Origin of the sequence: Syntrophomonas sp. DTU019 (assembly GCA_913757435.1) — a bacterium.
Lineage (GTDB): Bacteria > Bacillota > Syntrophomonadia > Syntrophomonadales > Syntrophomonadaceae > DTU019.
Window position 1 is genome coordinate 722561 of record CAJYDM010000001.1, and the last position, 20604, is coordinate 743164.

Below are 20604 nucleotides of genomic sequence, written 5' to 3' on the forward strand. Positions count from 1 at the left end.
GGAGCCACTATCAAGCGAGCAGTGATCTTGGTTTGGGGTTATTTAGGCGCGGTTATCGGGGCCGGCTTTGCGTCAGGACAAGAAAATGTGCAGTTCTTTGTCCGATATGGTGACAACGGCCTGTCAGGGGCCTGGATAAGTTTATTATTATTCAGCCTGTGCGGAGGGCTGTTGATGCGTCTGGCCCATCGCTACAAAGTATCCAATTATCAGGACCTCTTGGTTATAATGGGGGGCAGCAAGGCTAGCCGAATCATAGATCTGGGACTGGCCTTATTCTTGTTTCTGGGCATAAGTACTATGCTATCAGCCAGCGGGGCAGTATTTCGCGAACACCTGCATTCATCACGCAACCTGGGCATCGGCGCAGCTTATTTGGCGGTCCTGGCAGCGCTATTGGCGGGGAAAAGGGGCCTGGTGTGGTCGTATAATATCCTGGTTCCGATCAAAATCGTATTACTGTTGATTATCACTGCCACCGCCACTTTTCAAGCTCGGCAGGTAGAACCAGATGTAATGACCGCTTTTATTTATACTCCTATAAAAATGGATTGGCTGATGGCAGCTTTCTTATATGTGGCTTACAATTTTGCTCTGGCTATGGTGGTGTTGACCGAATACCAACCTCTGACCAGTTGCCGTGCCGGCATTATGGGAGCAGCCTGCGGCGGCCTGATTTTGGGGGGGCTGGTCGTGCTGATGTTTACCGGCCTAAGCGGCTATTTACCCGTGGTTTTCCATTATCAGATCCCTATGCTTTATGTTGCGGGCATGCTGTCACCAAGCGCCAAATTGATCTACAGTCTGGTGTTGTGGATAGGGATAATCACCACCGCCATCGCCAATGCTTACGGGATCACTCAGCGGGTGGCACATCTCATCGGCATTCGCTATAATCTATGCCTCTTATGCTGCCTGACCCTGGCCTTGCCGGTAGCTACACAGAGTTTTTCTTCCCTGGTAGGGAGCATTTACCCCGTTTTTGGGCTGTTGGGCTGCAGCATCCTGGCGATGGTGCTGTATTGGAGCGGAAAAGACATCATTGGGGAAATATACTATAATATAAAGAACTTACGGCACCGGGAGTGTTAAGCTATGGAACATTTGAAGAATATTCCAAACATGGATGAAATATTAAAAAACCCTCATGTTATGGCCTTGTGCAGCCGAGTCCGAAGGGATCTGGTGGTTGCGGCTGCTCGGGTTGCGGTAGCCGGGTTGCGCACCGAACTGCTGGAACGTCCCCAGCCAGCATCTAAAACCAGCCTCCTGGAGCAAGCTGTGGAACGCACCACCAAAACAATAAATGACTTGAAGAGGGGAACCCTGCAGGAGGTAATTAACGGTACTGGGGTGGTATTGCATACCAATCTGGGCCGGGCACCGCTATCGGCGATGGCCTTGCAGGAAATCTACCACTTGGGGGCAGGTTACACCAATCTGGAAATGGAATTGAGCAGCGGGGACAGGGGGTCGCGCTACCGTCACCTGGAAGGCTTGTTGACCAGGTTGACTGGTGCCGAAGCTGCTTTGGTAGTAAACAACAATGCGGCTGCGGTTTTTTTGGGGTTGAACACGCTAGCGGCGGGGCGTGAAGTGATCGTGTCCCGGGGCCAGCTGGTGGAGATCGGTGGGGCGTTTCGCATCCCCGAGGTAATGAAGGCTAGCGGGGCCTGTCTGGTGGAGGTAGGGACAACCAATAAGACATATGGGGCAGATTACCTGGAAGCCATCAATGCCGAGACAGCACTGCTTTTCAGCGCCCATACTTCGAATTACAGAATTGTCGGCTTTACTCGTGAGGTCAGCCTAGCAGAGCTGGTGGAGGTTGGACAACGAGCCTCGCTTCCGGTTATGCATGACCTGGGCAGCGGGGTCTTATGCGATCTTAGTGCCTGGGGCCTAAAAGAGGAACCAACCGTAAAAGCCTCAATCGAAGCCGGGGTGGATATCGTTACCTTCAGCGGCGACAAGCTGCTGGGGGGGCCTCAAGCCGGGATTATTGTGGGAAAAAAGACCTATATAGACGCCATGAAAAAGAACCAACTGCTGCGCGCCTTGAGGGTGGACAAACTGACTATAGCTGCTTTAGAAGGCACCCTAAAAGCCTATCTGACTGAACATCCTGAACAGGATATACCGGTTCTGAGAATGTTAACCGCTGCCCCGGAGGAACTTTATGATAAGAGCGGCCAGTTGTGCCAGGAGCTGCAGACGGCGGTAGGCAGCCATCCGCGGGTGTCACATATAGCAGTGGTACCGCTTGAGGATCGGGTCGGGGGTGGGGCTTACCCGATTCATAGCCTGCCCGGTTGTGGAGTTGAAATAGCTATTGGGCAGGGGCTGGAGGCTATCGCCCGAAGACTGCGGCAAAGCCGCCCCGCGCTACTCACCAGGATACAGGACAACTGTCTGTTGATCAGTGCTCGGACTGTCGAGATGGTTCAGATCAAGCAAATAGCTGAGCTGCTCAAGCAGGCCTTGAAAGATGTTCAGTCTGAGGGAAAGACCGGCAGCGAAAGCGCCCAGGAGGAGATATAATCTATGAAGAGATTTATTGTCGGAACCGCCGGGCACATCGATCATGGCAAAACCACCCTGGTCAAAGCTTTGACGGGAGTGGACACCGACCGCCTTAAAGAGGAAAAGCAGCGCGGCATCTCCATTGAGTTGGGATTCGCGCCCTTTAAACTGCCCGGCGGACAGAAGGCAGCCATAGTCGACGTGCCTGGCCATGAGCGCTTCATTCGCCACATGCTGGCGGGGGCTTTTGGTATAGATATGGTCCTGCTGACCATTGCCGCCGACGAAGGGGTTATGCCGCAGACCCGGGAACATATGGATATTATCGAACTGCTGGGGATAGACAAAGGCTTGGTAGTGATCACCAAAGCGGATCTGGTGGACGAAGAATGGATGATGATGGTGGAGGAAGATATCACTCAGTACCTGCAAGGCACTATCTTGGAGGGAGCCCCGGTGATAGCTGTCTCAGCAGTGAGCCGGCAGGGTATCCCCGAGCTCTTAGAGGCCATTGAAAAAATCGCCGAAGAGGTGCAGGAGAGAAATGCGGAAGGCTATGCCAGGTTACCCATCGACCGGGCCTTCACTATCGCTGGATTCGGCACTGTGGTCACCGGCACCCTATGGTCCGGTCGAATCAAGGTTGGAGACACCCTGGAACTGATGCCCGGGGGGCGTCAGGTAAAGGTGCGCACCCTGCACGTGCATAATGATAAAGTCAGCACCGCCATGGCCGGACAACGAGTGGCGGTAAATCTGCAGGGCATTGAGTTGGCTGAAGTAAGCCGGGGTGAATTGCTGGCTACCCCGGGGGTTTTACACCCCAGTTACCGTATTGATGCCCGCCTCAAGCTGATCAAGTCCAGCAAACGCAGCCTGGATAATTGGAACCGGGTGCGCTTCCACCTGGGCACAGATGAGGCTATGGGCCGGGTAGTGCTGCTGGATCGGGAACAATTGAACCCGGGGGAGGAAGCCCTGGTGCAACTGGTTATGGAGAAACCGGTGGTCGCCTATAAAGGAGACCGTTTTGTAATCCGCTTTTATTCTCCGGTAACCACCATCGGAGGGGGTGTGGTGATCGATCCCCAGGCGCCCAAGCAGAAGCGTTTTAAGGAAGAAGTCCTGGAAGAACTGAGCATGAAGGAAGAAGGCAGTCTCTACGAGCGGGTGCTCTTAGAAATGGAGCACAAGCCCGAGGAGATCATAGCCATAAACGATTTGGTGAAGCTGACCGGAAGCAGCATATCGGCGGTCACCGCGGAATTAGAGCAGTTAGTCCAGGATAGCCGAGTGGAAGACCTGAAGAACGGAGACTATATCAGTCACAAAGGACTGGAGCGGATTCGGGAGCGCATTCAGGCCTGGCTGCGTGATTACCACCAGCAATACCCGCTGCGCAGCGGGTATTCCCGCGAAGATCTGCGCAGTCGTTTTTTCTCTAAAATCAACCCCCGCCGCTTCAATTTGATCGTCAAATACCTGGAAGAACATCAGGCCCTGGTATCGGTGCAGAATAATCTGGCCTTGCCGGAGCATGCGCCCCAGCCAGGTCCCAGGGAAAAGGCTTTGATAGTCGAGATCAGCGCCGCTATGGAAAAGGACCTCTTCAGTCCGCCTGCCCTGAGTGAACTCAAGATGGCCCTGGTGGCGGATGAAAATATCTTTAACGAAGTAGTGTCGTATCTTATGGACAACGGACGCCTGGTTAAGATTACCCAGGATATGGTTTTCTCCGCCAAAGCCTTACAGGTCGGCCGGGACCTTCTGCAGGAGTACTTTGCCGAGCATAAGGAGCTCACCCTGGCAGCCGCCAGAGACTTGTTCAACACCTCTCGAAAGTACACCCTGCCTTTGATAGAATATTATGATAGGACCAGGTTTACCAGAAGAGTAGGGGACATTCGAGTCAAGATATAGCCGCGGTCACGGTGGGGAGGATTATAGTTTGTATAAAGTTGGCATACCTCGCAGTCTGGCGTATTTTGTTTACCTGCCGCTGTGGAAGACCTTTATTACTGAATTGGGACACGAGGTGGTAGAATCGCCCCCCACCAGCAGGGATATTCTGGATCGGGGTGTCAAAGAAGCGGTTAACGATGCCTGCATACCGATCAAGCTGTATCACGGCCATGCCGCCCATTTAGCCGGGCAGTGTGACTTGCTGTTCTGCCCCCGCCTGGTCAGTGTGCGCAAGCACGGGGATTTCGGCAGTGAAACCTTCTGCCCCAAATTCCTCGGACTGCCCGACATGGTGCGTCTGGGCTTGAAAGATCTGCCGCCCTTGCTGGACACCCGCATCGATCTCAAACCGTTTGGCTCAGGAAACTGGGAGGTGGCCAGGGATATCGGGCAGCGGTTGGGCAACAGCATGGCCCGGTGCAGGCGGGCTTTGCGCCTGGGCATGGCCGCACAGCGCAGCTTCCGCAGCCTGTGCCAGCAAGGCATGTTGGCCGATGCAGCCCTGGAAGCGGTGTTTAACGGTGTTGAACCGACTCGCCAGACAGGCACCAAGCAGGATATCACCATTGCAGTGGTAGGATATCCGTACGCCATATATGACCCTTACATCAATGCCGGGTTGATCAAGATTCTGCAGCAGCAGGGGGTCAAAATTGTAACCCAGGATATGCTGAGCGAGCGGGAGTTAAACCGCCAGAACCGCAAGCTCCCCAAAACACTGTTCTGGTACTTCTCCAACCGAGCTGTCTACGGAGGTTTGCATTTCATGTCAGAGGGCCAGGCCGACGGCCTGATCCATGTGACCGCATTTGCCTGCGGTCCTGATTCTATGGTGGACCGGCTCTTGGAAATTGAGGCCAAACGCCACGGCACCCCTTATCTGCCAATTGCAGTAGATGAACATACTGGGGAAGCCGGAGTCAGGACCAGAGTGGAAGCCTTTCTGGATATGCTGCGCTATCAGAGGAGACGGAGATGAAAATCAGCTTCCCCCGTATGGGGTATTCATATATAGCCTTAAAATGGCTGGTGGAAAACCTGGGTCATGAATGTATTGTGCCACCCGAGCCCAGCAATCACACCCTGGATCTGGGGGTTCGTTATGCACCTGAATTTGCCTGTATTCCATTTAAAATATTGTTAGGGACCTATATCGAAGTAGCCCGGATGGGTGCCGAGGCGGTGGTGACCTCAGGAGGAATGGGCCCCTGTCGGGCAGGATACTACTGGGTGATGCACAAATACCTTTTAGAGGAAATGGGTCTGCCCTTAAAGATCATTGCCATGGAGATGCCGCTTCTGAACCTGGGCGATTTCTGGGGGAAGATAGACTACTTGCGCCGAGGTGGAGGAGTCTCTTTAAAAGAATTGCTGCGGGTGTTAAAAGTCACCTGGGCTAAAGTCAAGGCCATTGATGATATAGAAATCCGTGCTCATCAGGTGCGCCCCCGGGAGGTGCGGCGCGGCGATACCACCAGGGCCATTAACACCGGTCTGGATTATATCGATGCCGCCCAGGGGGAAGAGGAGATCCGCCAGGCCCGCCAGGAAGCGATGGACCTGCTGGTCGGGGTGGAGCGGGATGATGAACGCCAACCGTTAAAAATCGGCATTATTGGAGAAATCTATGTGGTCCTGGAACCGGCCGCCAATCATTATATACAGCTCTTACTAGGAGAGATGGGGGTTGAAACCGACCGTTCCATCTATCTCAGTTCGTATACGCGCAAGAACACCATCATAAATCTCGAGGGGGACCTTTTTGCTATAGCCCGGCCGTATCTGAATGAGGCTCCCATCGGCGGCCATGGCGTCAACAGCATAGCTGAGACTATTTTGTATGCCCGGCACGGATTTGATGGAGTAGTGCAGTTGGCTCCTTTTTCATGCATACCGGAGATCGTAGCCAAGAGTATCATACCTGCGGTCAGCCGTGATTTTGATATCCCCGTGCAGACTGTATTCATAGATGAACAGACCGGACGAGCCGGGGTGCAGACCCGCCTGGAGGCATTCGTGGACCTTTTGCAGTGGCGCCGCGAGCGCCGCCACAAACAGGGGAAGAAGGTGTTCTCAATATGATCAAAGCTTACCTGGGGGTGGACGTAGGTTCAGTCAGCACTAATCTGGTGGTACTGAATGAGCAGGGTGAACTTCTGGCCGCAAAATACTTGCGTACGAACGGCCGCCCCATACAGACTGTACAAGAAGGAATTCAAAAGCTGGGAAGCGAAATAGCATCACAGATCAAAATCGTTGGTTGTGGAACTACCGGCAGTGCGCGTTATTTATCCAGTATGATTGTTGGAGCGGATATTGTTAAGAACGAGATAACCGCGCACGCCATAGCAGCGTGCCATGAGTTCGAGAATGTCCACACGATAATTGAGATCGGGGGGCAGGATTCTAAAATCATCATCCTGCGCGACGGGGTAGTGACTGATTTTGCTATGAACACGGTCTGTGCGGCTGGAACCGGTTCTTTTCTGGATCAGCAGGCCAGTCGGCTTTGCATCCCCATTGAGGATTTCGGCGGATATGCCGCCAAGTCCACCAATCCGGTCAGGATAGCCGGGCGATGTGCCGTATTTGCCGAATCCGACATGATTCACAAGCAGCAATTGGGATACAATCTGGAAGACATAGTAGCCGGGTTGTGTGAGGCCCTGGTCAGGAACTACATGAACAATGTCGGCAAAGGCAAAGAAATACTAGCCCCGGTAATATTTCAGGGTGGAGTCGCCGCCAATTTCGGTCTGGTACAAGCCTTTAACAAATATCTGGGATTTGATGTGGTGGTGCCGCGCCATCATGCTGTGATGGGCGCCATTGGGGCGGCCTATCTGGCCAGGGAAGCAGTGGGGATGAAAGGCCGAAGCAGTTTTAAGGGTTTTGACCTGGAGAAAATCGATTTCAAGACCACCAGCTTTGAATGTAAGGGTTGCTCCAATGCCTGTGAAGTGGTACAGTTCTTTGAGAACAAGAACCTGGTTGCCCGCTGGGGAGACCGCTGCGGCAAGTGGGAGTTGCAAGTCAGCTGACAGGCCGTTGTTGTGGATTAGGAGGGCTTTTGCGTCTTTAACCAAGACGTGAGAAATAGAAACTAAAGGAGGACTAATGATGAGAATGAAACGTTGTGTAGCAGTGCTGGTATTGGCGTTATTTGCCATGGGGATGGTTGCCGGCTGTGAACAGAAGGCTCCGAACCAGGCGACCCCGGCTCCTCAAGCCGGCGAAATCTTAGTTGGTCTGAACTGTGAATTGTCCGGCGGGGTAGCCAGCTATGGAACCAATGCCGCTAATGGCGCTAAATTAGCTATTGATGAGATTAACGCCAAGGGCGGAGTGCTGGGAAAACAGCTCAAGGTTCTGGAACGGGACAGCCAATCCAAAACTGACGAAGCTATGAATGTCAGCGCTGACCTGGTCAGCAAGGGTATAGTGGCCCAGATTGGACCGCTGGTAAGTGGTGCGGTTGCAGCCTGCACCCCGGTTATGAATGAGAACAAAGTTCCCTTGATAGCACCTGCGGCAACTGCTCCGGGAGCCACCGTGGATGAAAAGACCGGAGAAACCTTTCCCTACATATTCCGGGCCTGCTTCCTGGATTCCGACCAGGGGGTACGTATGGCTGAGTATGCGTATGATACTCTAAATATGAAGACTGCGGCCATCTATGGCAGCAACTCTGACGATTATGCTAAAGGCTTAGCCAAATATTTCAAAGAGGCATTTGAGGCCAAAGGTGGTAAAATTGTAGCTCAGGAGGGTTATGTCAGCGGAGATAAGGACTTCAAAGCCACATTGACCAAGATCAAAGCGGCTCAACCTGAATTCATCTATGTTCCTGGGTATTATCAAGAAGTGTCAATCCTGATCAAACAAGCCCGTGAGCTAGGCATTACTGTTCCCATGGGCGGGGGCGATGGCTGGGATTCCCCTGACATGATAACCGTGGCTGGTGCAGAGGCTCTGAACAACACCTATTTTACCAACCACTATTCAGTGCAAGACCCGAAACCGGAGATCGCTAACTTTGTTAAAGCCTATGAGCAGAAATACAGCAAAACTCCGGACTCTTTCGCTGCGCTAGGTTATGATTCGGCCTATCTGCTGGCAGAAGCCATCAAGGCAGCCGACTCCGCGGATCCGGTCAAAGTGGCCGAAGCCCTGGCTAAAACCAAAGATTTTCCCGGTATAACCGGAACCATGACCTTCAACGAAAAGCATAATCCGGTGAAGAGCATCGTGGTCATAGAATTTAAAGACGGAAAACTGGTATCCCACTAAGAATCCCAACGTGAAGCCAGGAGGGGGATAACACCCTCCTGGCCTTACAAACGGAGGCAGCAAACATATGGTTGAGTTTTTGCAACAAATGGTAAACGGATTGTCGCTGGGAGCAATATATGCCCTGATTGCACTGGGCTATACCATGGTATATGGAATCATACTGTTAATCAACTTCGCTCATGGCGATATCATGATGGTAGGGGCTTATGTAGGCTTTTTTTCTATAACGATGTTGGGCAGCAACGTATTTGTGGCCCTTTTGTTCGCTATGTTGGCCTGTGCCGCCCTGGGTGTCCTTATAGAAAAGATCGCTTATAAACCTTTGCGCAATTCCACCCGGCTTGCGGCTTTGATTACCGCCATCGGTGCTTCACTATTTCTGGAATACGTCACCATTTTCTTCCTCACCCCGCAACAGCGGGTTTTCCCGGCAGAGGCCTTCCCCATGCATCAGTATCAAATCATGGGCTTGTATATCTCCAACAAAGATATATTTATTGTAGTCCTGGCAGTGATCTTGATGATCATGTTACAGTACATTGTCAAACGGACTCGGGCCGGAAAGGCCATGCGAGCGGTCTCTTTAGACCGAGAGGCAGCCATGCTCATGGGCATAAGTGTGGATAAGACCATTTCTTTTACCTTTGCCTTGGGCTCTGCTCTGGCTGCTGCGGCAGGGGTTTTGATTGGCCTATACTATGGCACTATCAATCCGCTGATGGGAATTATCCCGGGCCTAAAAGCGTTTGTCGCTGCGGTTCTGGGGGGGATAGGCATAATCCCCGGGGCTATGGTGGGGGGATTCCTAATGGGGATACTGGAGACCATGGTCAGCGGCTACGGCAGCAGCATGTATCGTGATGCAGTAGCCTTTGGAGTGTTGATTTTGATTTTGCTCATTAAACCAACCGGAATTTTCGGTCGCAATGACAGTGAAAAAGTGTAGGTGAAAAACATGCCGTCATCAAAGAGGCAATGGCTGTGGTTCTTGATAAATATAGTGATACTAGCCGGGATTTTCACCCTGGTACAGTATATGATCGCGACCAGGATGCTTAACCAGTATTATCAGATAAATCTGGCTTCTATGTGCATCAATATCATCCTGGCGGTGAGTCTGAATTTAATCAACGGTTTCACTGGACAGCTTTCCTTGGGGCATGCCGGTTTTATGGCAGTCGGGGCTTACGTTGCGGCGGTGTGCACCAAGTCCATGGACCTTTCTTTTATACCGGCTATAATAGCCGGCAGTCTGGCGGCAGCCTTGGCGGGATTGATTATCGGGGTGCCAACCTTGCGGCTGCGTGGCGACTACCTGGCAATAGCCACCCTGGGGTTTGGAGAAATCATCCGGGTAATTCTACAAAACATTGAAGAAGTAGGGGGGCCGGCAGGAATTGTCGGTATTGAACGTCTGACTACCTGGCCGTACCTTTTTCTAGCTACAGTGATCACCATTATAGTGATACAGAACCTCATCAACTCCAGCTACGGTCGTGCTATAATATCGGTGCGAGAAGATGAAGTAGCAGCGGAGATGATGGGCGTTAATACCACCTGGTACAAAGTGATGGCGTTTATGATCGGGGCCGGCTTTGCCGGACTGGCAGGGGCATTATTTGCCCATTACTTTTATATTATTAAGCCGGACACATTCAACTTCTTGAAATCATTCGACATACTGGTCATGGTGGTTTTGGGTGGTCTGGGCAGTACTACCGGAGCGATTCTGGCGGCGATATTCATTACGGTATTGACCGCTTATCTGCAAGCATTTCCGGCCATTCGCATGATTATCTATGCTATGATCCTGATCTTAGTGATGATATATCGGCCGCAGGGCTTGCTGGGCAATAAAGAGTTGACCCGTAAGACATTTAGCCGGTTTTGGGGAGGTTCAGCATGACTATACTAAATATACAGAATCTTTCCAAATATTTTGGCGGATTGAGTGCGTTGGCGGATGTCAACCTGGTAATAGCAAGCGGAGAACTGGTGGGCTTGATAGGGCCGAATGGAGCGGGCAAAACGACGGTTTTCAATCTCATTACCGGAGTCTACCAGCCTGACCAGGGACATATAATGTTTGATGATAAGCCATTGGAAGGACTCTTGCCGCATAAGATCTGCCAGCGGGGAGTCGCCAGGACCTTCCAGAATATACGCTTATTCAAAGATTTGACAGTTCTCGATAACGTTAAAATTGCGCTGCACAAAGATGTGTCTTATCAGCTTTATGCCGCCATCCTGCGCTTGCCCACCTTTGTCAGAGGTGAAGCCAGTATAGAAAAAGAAGCCCTGCATTATTTAAGAATTTTTGGGCTGGAAGATAAGCAAGAGGAGATAGCATCCAGTCTGCCTTACGGTGAACAGCGCCGATTGGAGATCGCGCGGGCACTGGCCACCAGGCCACGGCTGCTCATCCTTGATGAACCGGCTGCAGGCATGAATCCGCAGGAAACTCAGGACCTGATGGAATTGATCCGCTGGATCAGAAAGGAATTCGACCTGACCATACTGTTAATCGAACATGACATGTCACTGGTGATGGGAGTCTGCGAGCGCATCTATGTGCTAGATTACGGGCAGATCATTGCTCAGGGGGTTCCCGAAGAGATCAGGAACAACCCTCGGGTCATCGAAGCCTATCTGGGTGAGGAGGTAAGCTAATGCTCAACATACAAGGAATCGATGTATATTATGGCGCCATTCACGCTATAAAAAACCTCAGCCTGGATGTGGAACAGGGCAGCATCGTGACCTTGATCGGTGCCAATGGCGCAGGAAAAACCACTACCTTAAAAACCATTTCCGGTTTATTACGGGCCAAGAATGGCAGCCTAACCTTCAAAAATAATGATATCACTCGCCTGGCTCCGGAAAAGATTGTATCCATGGGGATATCACAGGTCCCTGAAGGCCGCCGGGTATTTTCCACCATGAGCGTGCTGGAAAACCTGGAAACCGGTGCTTACCTGCGCAGAGACAAAAAGGCCATCGCCAGCGACATGGAAGCGGTGTTCACTCGCTTTCCCCGGTTGCTGGAGAGAAAAAAACAGCTGGCCGGCACTTTAAGCGGGGGGGAACAGCAGATGCTGGCCATCGGTCGAGCCTTGATGGCCAGACCGGAGCTCCTGCTTATGGATGAACCTTCCATGGGGCTGGCGCCACTACTGGTCAAGGAAATATTTGAAATCATCAAAGAGATCAACAGTCGCGGCACTACCATATTGCTGGTGGAGCAGAATGCGCATATGGCCTTATCTATAGCCAATAAGGCCTATGTCATCGAGACTGGGGAAATCGTTTTGTCTGGAAACGCTAAAGATCTGATGAACAGCGAAGACGTTAAGAAGGCCTATCTGGGCGGATAAGCTCAGGCGGCACCCTGCGGAGGGAGGGATTTAGATGAAAGTAAAAGACAGAATGAGCACCGATGTCAAAACTGCCACCATGGATACCAGTTTGATGGAAGCCTTGCATATGATGGAGGAATACAAAATACGCCGCATCCCTATAATGGATAAGACCAAATTGGTAGGAATCGTTACCCTCAGTGACCTTAATCGAGCGGCACCTTCGCCGGTGACCGCATTAAGCGTACATGAAATAAATTATCTTTTGGGGAAAACCAAACTGCGGGATATTGTGCCCAAAAAACAACAGGTCCTCACCATTGGCAGCGAAAACTATATCGAAACCGCTGCCAAGCTCATGCGGGCCAACAATGTCGGCGGTCTTCCGGTAGTGGATGATGGTCAACTGGTGGGGATCGTAACCGAGACCGACATATTTGACGCTTTGATAGATATCCTCGGGGTCTACCAGGCCCACAGCCGCCTGGATCTATATGTTCCTGACGGGCAGGGACGGCTAGCCGAGATTACCGGCATTATCGCCGGGATGGGCATAAACATCCTCAATGCGGTAGCCTATTATGACGAAAAAAAGAACCTCTACAAAATTATCATCCGTATCGAATCATTGCAGACAGCAGAGCTGATAGAAAAACTGAAATCACAAGGCTATCAGGTTGACTCGGTGTTGGCGGTGGAAGATTCGGAGAGATGATTCCCGAAGGGGCCTGGCAGTCAATAGGTATGACAAAAGCAGGCACTTATTTAACCGTAGGCCATGCAGTGTAAGTTGTTGACTATATGGGAAAGCTCAGTAATGATCGGGAATTTTAAGCGCAATACAGTATATGGCAGGCGAAAAGCGAGCAATTTACCCGCGATTATGTTAATATAGCAGGTGGAGTATCGCTAGGTTCTTTTCCCTACACGGAAGCGGATCGGTCCTGGTGGGTCGCCTGGACTTCAAATCCAGTTGTGCGGCGGCGATCCCGTCGCGGGTGAGTTCGATTCTCACACGCTTCCGCCAAATTATCTTAGACATAGAACCCTTGTAATTATCGTAGCAATGCGGTATTGCAGGGGTATTTTCGTTTCTTATTAGAGCGGAGTTGGTTGTTTGATTCCAGCACGATAACTGGTGTTTTCACGTCTGACCGCAATATTGTGTATTTGATCTCTAACCCGGTCAGCCTGGATGGTTTTAAACTAACCCGTAATATCCGGTCTTTCTTCTGGGTCTTTACTGGACATATATCAAAATTCGGGCATCCTTGGCAATCCTCGTGTTTGAAGTGGCAACTGCTAGTCTTGGAACCGGGATTGAAATCGCTTCTAAATGGGATCTTGCCCTGGGGACAACTGATTATTTTCATATCATCATCAAACTTAAAACTGGTTGTGGAAAGTTTATCTGATGGAGCCTTACGTCCGGTCATATCTGTATAGTGTAGGTTAACCTCTAGCTCATCTGCCATTTCTATGACCTCTTGGCCGTAGTAACCTCCATCTAAGTAGATGTCCTTACATCCGTCCTTTGTTTGATGATGGGTATGCGCTCCTTAGCCATCTCTACATCGCTGATGTTATTGGGTTGTACTGAAAAGTCGGTAATCACCTGAATCGGGTTTTTTTGCTACTGGTTTCGCTCACGTTTAAAACGTAGCCGCTATGGTTCTTACCCGCTTTGTTACGGAAGGTAGCGTCACTATCATAAGCTGATTGCAGGGAACCGCTTTCAATTTCACTACTGGGCTTGGCGAGCCATATTCCCTTAGATTCATCGAAGGCAGCCTGTTCGCCTAGAAAACGCTTAAGCAGAACCATTTCTCGTTTTGAAGCAAGGTTACGATCCTTATTTGCCAAGTTATCTACCTCTTGCATGAGGTTAAGGACTTTCTGGAACCTGCTTTCCAGTTCCTGATTTCTAGTTCTGTATAGTAAATCAGTTCTGAAGCTATCTCTTAACACTTGTTTGAGATTATCGGAAAGCATGTTAGAGGCAATGCCTCTTACCGCTTGAACCAATACATCCAAGGCTAACGAGAGTCTACCGGCTTTCTTGATATTGGGAGAAATCAAGGTAGAATCCATACGCTGGTCATCGGTTTTTATCCCGGCTTGTTCGATAAAATTCTTGGTTAGGATTTCAAACTGTTGGAAAATCACTTCATCTTGCTCGGGATACTCTAATATGTGCCTATAAACTCTTTCTCTGAATTCGTAAAGGGTACGTTCAGCCAGGTAAACCTCACCCAGGTTTCTTATACCCAGGGCATAATTGACCTGGAAGTTAAAGTAGAACTGCTCGATTAATTCTTGATCGGTATAACCAAACATGTTTTTGATAATCTCTAATGACATCAGTATATTAACCGGAACATTGGGTCTACCGGTATCAAGACAATACATGGGGGCAAACAGATCTTCGTTGATTTTACAAAAAACATGTTCATAGAAAATCGGTGCCCAGGTTTTATTTAGTAGTTTGGCTACACTTGGTCTCATGGACTGGTAATGGCTAAAAAGTTCATCTTGATAGTGACTATCGTTTTTACGGAACATACTGCAAAACCACCCTAAAGTTAGTTTATATTTTATTTACTTTAAATATCTAACTATTACTTCGATATTCACGGTGGTTTATCCTGCTGTTTTGCAACATTTTTGGGGTTTTTGCAGTGGAATCATTATTTAGCTTCGGATTTATTAGTATAGTGATAAGCTAACCCTTTGATCTGTATCTCGTGGTCTAGTGCCGGTCAACTGCAGATGACGGAAAACGACATTGAGCTAGATAGAAAGCGTGCCCGGAAAGGTTGAGCATTGAGCTGCCACACCGGGAATAACTGATAAAAGATGTAGGTCGGCGCAACGCCGTGGTTGAGTAGGTCGATTAGTACGCGCATTTGCCAAATCATTTTCTGCTTCTATTCCCCGATCTGACATTTTACATCCCTTTTTGCATACCCGCTTACTATCTGAGCAATTAAATTATTTCCCGGGAAATAATTACATGATTCGCGCGGTCCGGGAAATATGTGTGTCGAACTATTGGTCCACCTTCTGGGCAAGCGGAGTTCTGCCTTTGGTCAGGCAGCGCCCCGGCAAGGCCAGGACCAAGATGATGCCCAGGATTAATAGGGTGGACTTGACATCGCGGTTGCGCAGCAGCGAGATCCCCAGCCCCGTATAGAGAAGAGCTGTGGGGATTTTGCCCAGAGCAGAGGAGAAGAAGAAATGCCAAAAAGGTACTTTGCCGATGCCGGCGGCGATATTTATCAATGGAGTTGGAATTACCGGGATAATTCGGGCCAGCAGTATACCCCAGAAGGCGGCCTCCCGGTTGAAGTGCTGCACATCATAGCCCCAGCGGGATTGTATCTTCTGACAAACCCAGTTCCCTCCCGCCAGGCGTGACAGCGTGTAAGCCACACAAGCCCCCAACAAAGCACCTGACCAGGAGAGCAAAAAACCCAGCTTGAAGCCGAACAGCATTCCACAGGCACTGGCCAACACCACATAGGGGAACACCGGCAGGGCAGCCTGCAGGGCGAAAAGAAGAAATGCTGCTAAGGGAGCCATTATGCCGAAGGACTGCACATAGTTTATCACCACGTTTATGCTCACATTACCCAGATAGTAACCCATTTATAAGCCTCGTTGTTAAAATGCCGGTATCTGCATGTGTATGCTCTCCTGCAGGGGAATCGTGAGCGAAGCAGAAGGCTACATTGGATATAACCCATGACAGGCTGTTTTGTAAAGAACTAACTTGCAAGCTGATTCGACATCAAGGTGCACAGTTGTCTCCAAAGGTCATAAATTAAGTCATAAATTTAATGGTAAAAAGAAAAGCTTATGGATTAGATATCCAAATCGGGGAAGCCCCTGTGCTATAATAATGTGCATAAGGGAGATTGGGAGCGATGGTTTCTGGCCAATTAGCATTTAACACGGTTGACTATTTGCTGTTGTTCATTCTGTTATTATGTGCTCTGAGCGGGGTGCGGCAGGGGTTCATACTTTCCCTCGGCAGTGTGATTACCTTTATTGCCAGCCTGGCTCTGGCGGTGTTTTTTTATGACGATCTGGCTATCAGTTTGGAACGCCATGTGGGCATAATTTCCACACTGGACAGTTTTCTGCGTGAACATGCCCCTTTGCAGGTGTTGGGCATCCCCTACGCTTTGATGGTGAAAGGCTATAGCATTTACGATTCATTGCATTATCTGGCCTTCTGGCTGGTGCGGGCAGCCTGTTTTCTGATCATTGCCTTAACCAGCCGGCAGTTGATCTGGCTCGCCTTGGGCTGGTTCGAGGACCTGGTCGTCACCGGCCCCACAACCACCTCGGTGAACAAGTACATGGGGATGCTTTTGGCGGTGGCCCAAGGAGTTGTCGTGATACTCCTCTTGATCTTATTCCTCCAGCCGGTGCTGCAGGCCATGGCGCAGATGGGGGGAGACGGGGCCCAGGCCTTGCTCACCGTATTGAATGATTCAGTTCTGGTCCGCTGCATAATGGATCTTTACCAATGGGGCTACTCAATCCTGAGCTTGCAAGTATAAGAATGGGCTGGACATCGGAAAATAAACCTAAGACTGTAAATCAGGGAGGTACTGCATTGATAGAAACACGTAACCAGCGCCCCAATGTTTGGGATCGGGTCGATGATCAACAACTCGCCGCCATCCACCGATTCAACCAGGGATACATCGATTTTCTCAACCAAGCCAAGACCGAGCGCGAAGCCATTGCCTATATACAGAAAAGGGCATTAGATCAGGGCTTTTTGCCCCTACAGCAGCAGGACCGGGTAGGCCCGGGGGAGAAATTATTGGTAAACCATCGCGGCAAACTAGCCGCTCTTATCATTATGGGGCAAAATCCGGCAGACGGATTCAATCTGGTGGTCTCCCATGTGGACACCCCCCGTTTGGACCTTAAACCGCGCCCGCTTTATGAGGCTGACAACATGGCCTTGTTCAAGACCCACTATTACGGGGGCATCAAAAAATACCAGTGGCCAACCATACCCCTGGCTTTGCATGGGGTGGTGGTAAAGAAAAACGGAGAGCGCATATCAGTATGCATCGGGGAAAAAGACGACGACCTGGTATTCGTTATAACTGACCTCTTGCCCCATCTGGCCAAAGAGCAGATGGACAAGAAAATGAATGAAGGCATAAAGGGTGAAGACCTGAATATTCTGGTGGGCTCGACTCCGGTGCGGGATCTGAAGGAGGATGCCTTTAAGCAGCACATTCTGGACCTGCTGCTGAAGAACTACGGCATTGAAGAAGATGATTTTACCAGCGCCGAACTACAGGCGGTGCCGGCTTTTAAGGCTCGGGAAGTAGGGTTGGACCGCAGTATGGTAGGCTCCTACGGACAGGATGACCGGGTCAGCGCCTATACAGCCTTAGAGGCGGTCTTGGAGGTGGAAAATCCACAGCGCACCGTGATATGTCTGTTCGCTGACAAGGAGGAGATCGGCAGCACTGGCAACACCGGCCTGCAATCCCTGGCAGTGGAAAATATCGCCGCAGAGCTGCTATACAAGGCGGGGCTGCCTGAGTATTATCGGGTGCGCCAGGCCTTGAGCAAGAGTTATGCTCTGTCAGCCGATGTTAATGCTGCGGTAGACCCCACTTTCCCAGAGGTGTTCGAAAAGATGAACTGCAGTTACCTGTCTGCCGGGGTGGTATTGACCAAATATACCGGTTCCCGGGGCAAGGCTGAATCCAATGATGCCAATCCGGAGTTCGTGGCTGCGGTGAGGCGTTTGCTGGATGAGGAAGCAGTGGTCTGGCAAGTGGGTGAACTGGGCAAGGTGGATATCGGCGGCGGCGGGACCGTGGCCCAGTATCTGGCCAACTACGGCATGGAAGTGGTGGATTGCGGGGTAGCGGTCTTAAGCATGCATTCCCCTTTTGAAATCGTGAGTAAGGCTGATGTATATATGGCTTACCGTGCCTACCGAGTTTTTATGCAGAAAATGACTTGAAGATAATCGTCAGTGGAGAGGAGGGGAAGCCGGTGGAGAAGCGCCGTTTGACGCAGATGGTCCGGGCCGCGGGGTGAGCTTCCAAAATAGGTCCGGGGACCTTGGAAAACCTTCTGAAAGGCATTCCCCTGCCGGTTCAGCAAAACATCCTGGTGGGTATGGAAACCCGTGATGACGCGGCAGTATACCGCCTAGACGGGGCGACTGCATTGGTGCAGACGGTGGATTTCTTTACCCCTATGGTGGATGATCCCTATCTGTTTGGGCAGATTGCAGCCACCAACGCCTTAAACGATATTTATGCCATGGGAGCCCAACCGCTGTTGGCACTAAATATCGTGTGTTACCCCATCTGTGAAGACCTGCAGGTACTGGGGCAGATATTGCAAGGCGGGCTGGACAAGGTCACTGAGGCCGGGGCTTATCTGTTAGGTGGGCACAGTGTGGACGACAACGAGCCCAAATACGGAATGGCAGTTACCGGACTGGTACACCCAGAGCGGGTGCTTACCAATGCCGGGGCAAAGCCAGGGGATATCATATATATAACCAAACCCATCGGCAACGGCATTATCGCTACCGCCATAAAAGCGGATATGGCAACGGCTGAGGCCTATGAGGAAGCGGTGCGTTTGATGAGCACCCTCAACCGGGAGAGTAGTGAGATAGCTTCAAGGCTAGGGGTCAATGCGGCTACCGATGTTACCGGTTTCGGCCTGTTGGGGCATCTGGCGGAGCTGGCCCAGGCCAGCGGGGTTACAGTGCAATTGAGGGCGGGCGCGGTTCCGCTTATAAACGGGGCTTGGGACAGTGCTGCTATGGGACTGGTCCCTGCCGGAACTTATAATAACCGCAGCTACCTGGAGGAAAAAATCAAGGTGAACGCAGGGCTAAATCCCACCTGGTTGGACCTGTTGTACACCCCCGAGACTGCGGGTGGCCTGTTGCTGGCCGTGGATCCTGACAAGGGCAGGGCGCTGGAGCAAATGATGCTCAAACAACAGCTGATGTGCGTGCCGATTGGTGAGGCAGTTGAAGCCAGGCCGTATACCATCGAAATTGAAGATTAAAAGTCGGGGGAGAAGCGGTGCAACGCAAAGAATTCAAGCTGGGGGATGTGGTGCGTATGAAAAAGAAGCATCCCTGCGGCAGTCACAACTGGGAAGTGACCCGTATGGGCGCGGACATTAAGATCAAGTGTGTCGGTTGTGGACGCCTGGTGATGATCCCGCGCATGGAATTTGAGAAGCGCATGGTCAGAGTTGAGAAACCCGCGGAAGAGCTATAGCACTTTTTTCCTGCTCCCAGAATATACTATATCATCTATGGCTATAAGGAGGGAAAAAAGTGGAAGGTTCACAAAAAGACAAGGCAACCTTTCATGTCGGGGATCTGGTGAGCGTTAAGAATATGCCGCGGGAAGAACACTTCTGTATCATCGGGTTCAAGAACAGCCCCTCAGGTCAGCTTGTGGCAATATTAAAAGCGCTGTTCAACGACACCTTTATTACCGAGAAACCCCTATCAGAGCTAAATAGCCTGTTGATAAGGGGCCGGCTTTAATAAACCCTTCCAGGTTCTTGCAAAGGGTGTTGAAATACTGTTATAATAATTTGAAGTCCCTGCTCCGGTAAACACCGGAGCCTTTACTCGTGTATACACGGGTTAGTCCATAGGGAGGAGGTGTAACGATGCGCACGTATGAGATGTTGTTCCTGCTAAAACCCGATCTGGCTGAGGAAGCCATTGCTGAATCCAAAGAAAGACTGCAGAATATTATCGCAGGTTTCGGCGGCGAATTCGTCAATGAAGCTGACGGCTGGGGCAGAAAACGGCTGGCGTACGCCATTGAGGATTATCACGAGGGTATTTATTTCCTGTGGTACTTCAAAGGCCGGCCTGAAACTGTTCTGGAGTTGGACAGGGTTATCAAAATATCGGACAATTTCCTGCGCCACATCATCATCCGTCAGGATGAGAACTAAATAATTAAAAGTGGGAGGGATTTTGATGAACCGAGTGATATTGATTGGGCGCCTGACCCGTGAACCGGAATTGCGTTATACCCCTAATGGTGCCGCTGTGGCGAGTTTCACTATTGCGGTAAATCGTAGGAACAACCGCAATGAGGCTGATTTCATCCCTATCGTAGTATGGAACAAGCCAGCCGAAAACTGTGCGACTTATTTGGGCAAAGGCAGCCAGGTGGCCGTGGACGGCAGGCTGCAGATACGCACTTATGAAACTCAGGAAGGGCAAAAACGCTGGGTGACCGAAGTAATCGCCGATCAAGTGGAATTCCTTGGCAAGGGCGGAGCTGCCACTGGCACTTCGGGTTCATCAGCACGGACCTCCTCTGGTCAGGATGGCTGGAATGATGTGGGACAAGAATTGATAAACGATACCGATTTCGTCGACCGCAACGGGGATGATGATATCCCCTTTTAGTTAAGAGGAGGAATC

General features: G+C 50.8%; 22 protein-coding genes and 1 tRNA gene. 20 read left to right on the forward strand and 3 right to left on the reverse strand.

Translation table 11 applies throughout. The features are described from left to right. Positions 1-21 precede the first annotated feature (21 nt). From AC15IQ_RS03660 to AC15IQ_RS03720, 13 genes are all read left to right on the forward strand, one after another. Positions 22-1092, forward strand: coding sequence for a YkvI family membrane protein (locus AC15IQ_RS03660; RefSeq protein ID WP_483177335.1), 1071 nt, complete (start codon positions 22-24; stop codon positions 1090-1092). Positions 1093-1095: 3 nt separating this feature from the next. Continuing rightward, complete coding sequence (gene selA / locus AC15IQ_RS03665) at positions 1096-2541, forward strand: L-seryl-tRNA(Sec) selenium transferase (protein ID WP_483177336.1); 1446 nt, start codon at positions 1096-1098, stop codon at positions 2539-2541. A gap of 3 nt (positions 2542-2544) precedes the next feature. Further along, entirely contained in the window at positions 2545-4443 is a 1899-nt protein-coding gene (selB, locus tag AC15IQ_RS03670) for a selenocysteine-specific translation elongation factor (protein WP_483177337.1), read from the forward strand. A 28-nt stretch (positions 4444-4471) separates the two neighbouring features. Next, positions 4472-5464 carry an acyl-CoA dehydratase activase-related protein gene (locus AC15IQ_RS03675; protein ID WP_483177338.1) on the forward strand — a complete coding sequence of 331 codons (993 nt, stop codon included), beginning with the start codon at positions 4472-4474 and terminating at the stop codon, positions 5462-5464. After that, positions 5461-6567, forward strand: coding sequence for a CoA protein activase (locus tag AC15IQ_RS03680; RefSeq protein WP_483177339.1), 1107 nt, complete (start codon positions 5461-5463; stop codon positions 6565-6567). Before AC15IQ_RS03675 ends, AC15IQ_RS03680 begins: the two co-directional genes overlap by 4 nt. After that, positions 6564-7526, forward strand: a complete 963-nt coding sequence (locus AC15IQ_RS03685; RefSeq protein WP_483177340.1) for an acyl-CoA dehydratase activase — start codon at positions 6564-6566, stop codon at positions 7524-7526. Before AC15IQ_RS03680 ends, AC15IQ_RS03685 begins: the two co-directional genes overlap by 4 nt. Positions 7527-7605: 79 nt before the next feature. After that, complete coding sequence (locus tag AC15IQ_RS03690) at positions 7606-8775, forward strand: ABC transporter substrate-binding protein (RefSeq protein ID WP_483177341.1); 1170 nt, start codon at positions 7606-7608, stop codon at positions 8773-8775. 67 nt (positions 8776-8842) lie between these two features. After that, positions 8843-9724 (forward strand): branched-chain amino acid ABC transporter permease, encoded by an 882-nt coding sequence (locus tag AC15IQ_RS03695; RefSeq protein WP_483177342.1) that lies wholly within the window; start codon positions 8843-8845, stop codon positions 9722-9724. 9 nt (positions 9725-9733) lie between these two features. Then, the gene (locus AC15IQ_RS03700; RefSeq protein ID WP_483177747.1) at positions 9734-10684 is read left to right on the forward strand and encodes a branched-chain amino acid ABC transporter permease; all 951 of its coding nucleotides are present in this window, start codon (positions 9734-9736) and stop codon (positions 10682-10684) included. Then, on the forward strand, positions 10681-11448 hold the full coding sequence (locus AC15IQ_RS03705) for an ABC transporter ATP-binding protein (protein ID WP_483177343.1): 768 nt from the start codon (positions 10681-10683) through the stop codon (positions 11446-11448). Before AC15IQ_RS03700 ends, AC15IQ_RS03705 begins: the two co-directional genes overlap by 4 nt. Beyond that, a complete protein-coding gene (locus AC15IQ_RS03710) occupies positions 11448-12152 on the forward strand; it encodes an ABC transporter ATP-binding protein (RefSeq protein WP_483177344.1) in 705 nt (234 codons plus the stop codon). Before AC15IQ_RS03705 ends, AC15IQ_RS03710 begins: the two co-directional genes overlap by 1 nt. A 34-nt stretch (positions 12153-12186) precedes the next feature. Further along, positions 12187-12849, forward strand: coding sequence for a CBS and ACT domain-containing protein (locus AC15IQ_RS03715; protein WP_483177345.1), 663 nt, complete (start codon positions 12187-12189; stop codon positions 12847-12849). A 214-nt stretch (positions 12850-13063) separates the two neighbouring features. Then, a tRNA-Sec gene (locus AC15IQ_RS03720) sits at positions 13064-13161 on the forward strand. A gap of 28 nt (positions 13162-13189) precedes the next feature. Here AC15IQ_RS03720 and AC15IQ_RS03725 read toward each other — a convergent pair. The 3 genes from AC15IQ_RS03725 to AC15IQ_RS03735 all read right to left on the reverse strand — a co-directional run bounded on the left by AC15IQ_RS03725 (position 13190) and on the right by AC15IQ_RS03735 (position 15782). Next, positions 13190-13609, reverse strand: coding sequence for a transposase (locus AC15IQ_RS03725; RefSeq protein WP_483177346.1), 420 nt, complete (start codon positions 13607-13609; stop codon positions 13190-13192). A gap of 136 nt (positions 13610-13745) precedes the next feature. Then, a complete protein-coding gene (locus AC15IQ_RS03730) occupies positions 13746-14696 on the reverse strand; it encodes a transposase (RefSeq protein ID WP_483177347.1) in 951 nt (316 codons plus the stop codon). 486 nt (positions 14697-15182) lie between these two features. After that, positions 15183-15782 (reverse strand): TVP38/TMEM64 family protein, encoded by a 600-nt coding sequence (locus AC15IQ_RS03735; RefSeq protein ID WP_483177348.1) that lies wholly within the window; start codon positions 15780-15782, stop codon positions 15183-15185. 278 nt (positions 15783-16060) lie between these two features. On the opposite strand from AC15IQ_RS03735, the gene AC15IQ_RS03740 reads away from it, so the two are divergent. The 7 genes from AC15IQ_RS03740 to AC15IQ_RS03770 all read left to right on the forward strand — a co-directional run bounded on the left by AC15IQ_RS03740 (position 16061) and on the right by AC15IQ_RS03770 (position 20589). Then, on the forward strand, positions 16061-16702 hold the full coding sequence (locus AC15IQ_RS03740; protein ID WP_483177349.1) for a CvpA family protein: 642 nt from the start codon (positions 16061-16063) through the stop codon (positions 16700-16702). A gap of 56 nt (positions 16703-16758) precedes the next feature. Continuing rightward, positions 16759-18141 carry an aminopeptidase gene (locus tag AC15IQ_RS03745; RefSeq protein ID WP_483177350.1) on the forward strand — a complete coding sequence of 461 codons (1383 nt, stop codon included), beginning with the start codon at positions 16759-16761 and terminating at the stop codon, positions 18139-18141. 56 nt (positions 18142-18197) lie between these two features. Continuing rightward, on the forward strand, positions 18198-19211 hold the full coding sequence (gene selD / locus AC15IQ_RS03750) for a selenide, water dikinase SelD (protein ID WP_483177749.1): 1014 nt from the start codon (positions 18198-18200) through the stop codon (positions 19209-19211). 17 nt (positions 19212-19228) lie between these two features. Further along, complete coding sequence (locus AC15IQ_RS03755; protein WP_483177351.1) at positions 19229-19429, forward strand: DUF951 domain-containing protein; 201 nt, start codon at positions 19229-19231, stop codon at positions 19427-19429. Between the two features lie 59 nt (positions 19430-19488). Beyond that, positions 19489-19704: a hypothetical protein gene (locus AC15IQ_RS03760; protein WP_483177352.1), complete on the forward strand. Its 216-nt coding sequence runs from the start codon at positions 19489-19491 to the stop codon at positions 19702-19704. A gap of 128 nt (positions 19705-19832) precedes the next feature. Further along, positions 19833-20126 carry a 30S ribosomal protein S6 gene (gene rpsF, locus AC15IQ_RS03765; RefSeq protein ID WP_483177353.1) on the forward strand — a complete coding sequence of 98 codons (294 nt, stop codon included), beginning with the start codon at positions 19833-19835 and terminating at the stop codon, positions 20124-20126. 22 nt (positions 20127-20148) lie between these two features. Beyond that, positions 20149-20589: a single-stranded DNA-binding protein gene (locus AC15IQ_RS03770; protein ID WP_483177354.1), complete on the forward strand. Its 441-nt coding sequence runs from the start codon at positions 20149-20151 to the stop codon at positions 20587-20589. The last annotated feature ends 15 nt before the right edge of the window (positions 20590-20604 follow it).

What these genes read in the sequence shown, in the direction of transcription:
- AC15IQ_RS03700 (WP_483177747.1), top strand. Translation starts at nt 9,734, where the DNA reads ATGCCGTCATCAAAGAGGCAATGGCTGTGGTTCTTGATAAATATAGTG.
- AC15IQ_RS03725 (WP_483177346.1), bottom strand. Translation starts at nt 13,609, where the DNA reads ATGGCAGATGAGCTAGAGGTTAACCTACACTATACAGATATGACCGGA.
- rpsF (WP_483177353.1), top strand. Translation starts at nt 19,833, where the DNA reads ATGCGCACGTATGAGATGTTGTTCCTGCTAAAACCCGATCTGGCTGAG.
- AC15IQ_RS03730 (WP_483177347.1), bottom strand. Translation starts at nt 14,696, where the DNA reads ATGTTCCGTAAAAACGATAGTCACTATCAAGATGAACTTTTTAGCCAT.
- AC15IQ_RS03740 (WP_483177349.1), top strand. Translation starts at nt 16,061, where the DNA reads ATGGTTTCTGGCCAATTAGCATTTAACACGGTTGACTATTTGCTGTTG.
- AC15IQ_RS03685 (WP_483177340.1), top strand. Translation starts at nt 6,564, where the DNA reads ATGATCAAAGCTTACCTGGGGGTGGACGTAGGTTCAGTCAGCACTAAT.
- AC15IQ_RS03715 (WP_483177345.1), top strand. Translation starts at nt 12,187, where the DNA reads ATGAAAGTAAAAGACAGAATGAGCACCGATGTCAAAACTGCCACCATG.
- selA (WP_483177336.1), top strand. Translation starts at nt 1,096, where the DNA reads ATGGAACATTTGAAGAATATTCCAAACATGGATGAAATATTAAAAAAC.
- AC15IQ_RS03690 (WP_483177341.1), top strand. Translation starts at nt 7,606, where the DNA reads ATGAGAATGAAACGTTGTGTAGCAGTGCTGGTATTGGCGTTATTTGCC.
- AC15IQ_RS03710 (WP_483177344.1), top strand. Translation starts at nt 11,448, where the DNA reads ATGCTCAACATACAAGGAATCGATGTATATTATGGCGCCATTCACGCT.
- AC15IQ_RS03695 (WP_483177342.1), top strand. Translation starts at nt 8,843, where the DNA reads ATGGTTGAGTTTTTGCAACAAATGGTAAACGGATTGTCGCTGGGAGCA.
- selB (WP_483177337.1), top strand. Translation starts at nt 2,545, where the DNA reads ATGAAGAGATTTATTGTCGGAACCGCCGGGCACATCGATCATGGCAAA.
- AC15IQ_RS03705 (WP_483177343.1), top strand. Translation starts at nt 10,681, where the DNA reads ATGACTATACTAAATATACAGAATCTTTCCAAATATTTTGGCGGATTG.
- AC15IQ_RS03680 (WP_483177339.1), top strand. Translation starts at nt 5,461, where the DNA reads ATGAAAATCAGCTTCCCCCGTATGGGGTATTCATATATAGCCTTAAAA.
- AC15IQ_RS03735 (WP_483177348.1), bottom strand. Translation starts at nt 15,782, where the DNA reads ATGGGTTACTATCTGGGTAATGTGAGCATAAACGTGGTGATAAACTAT.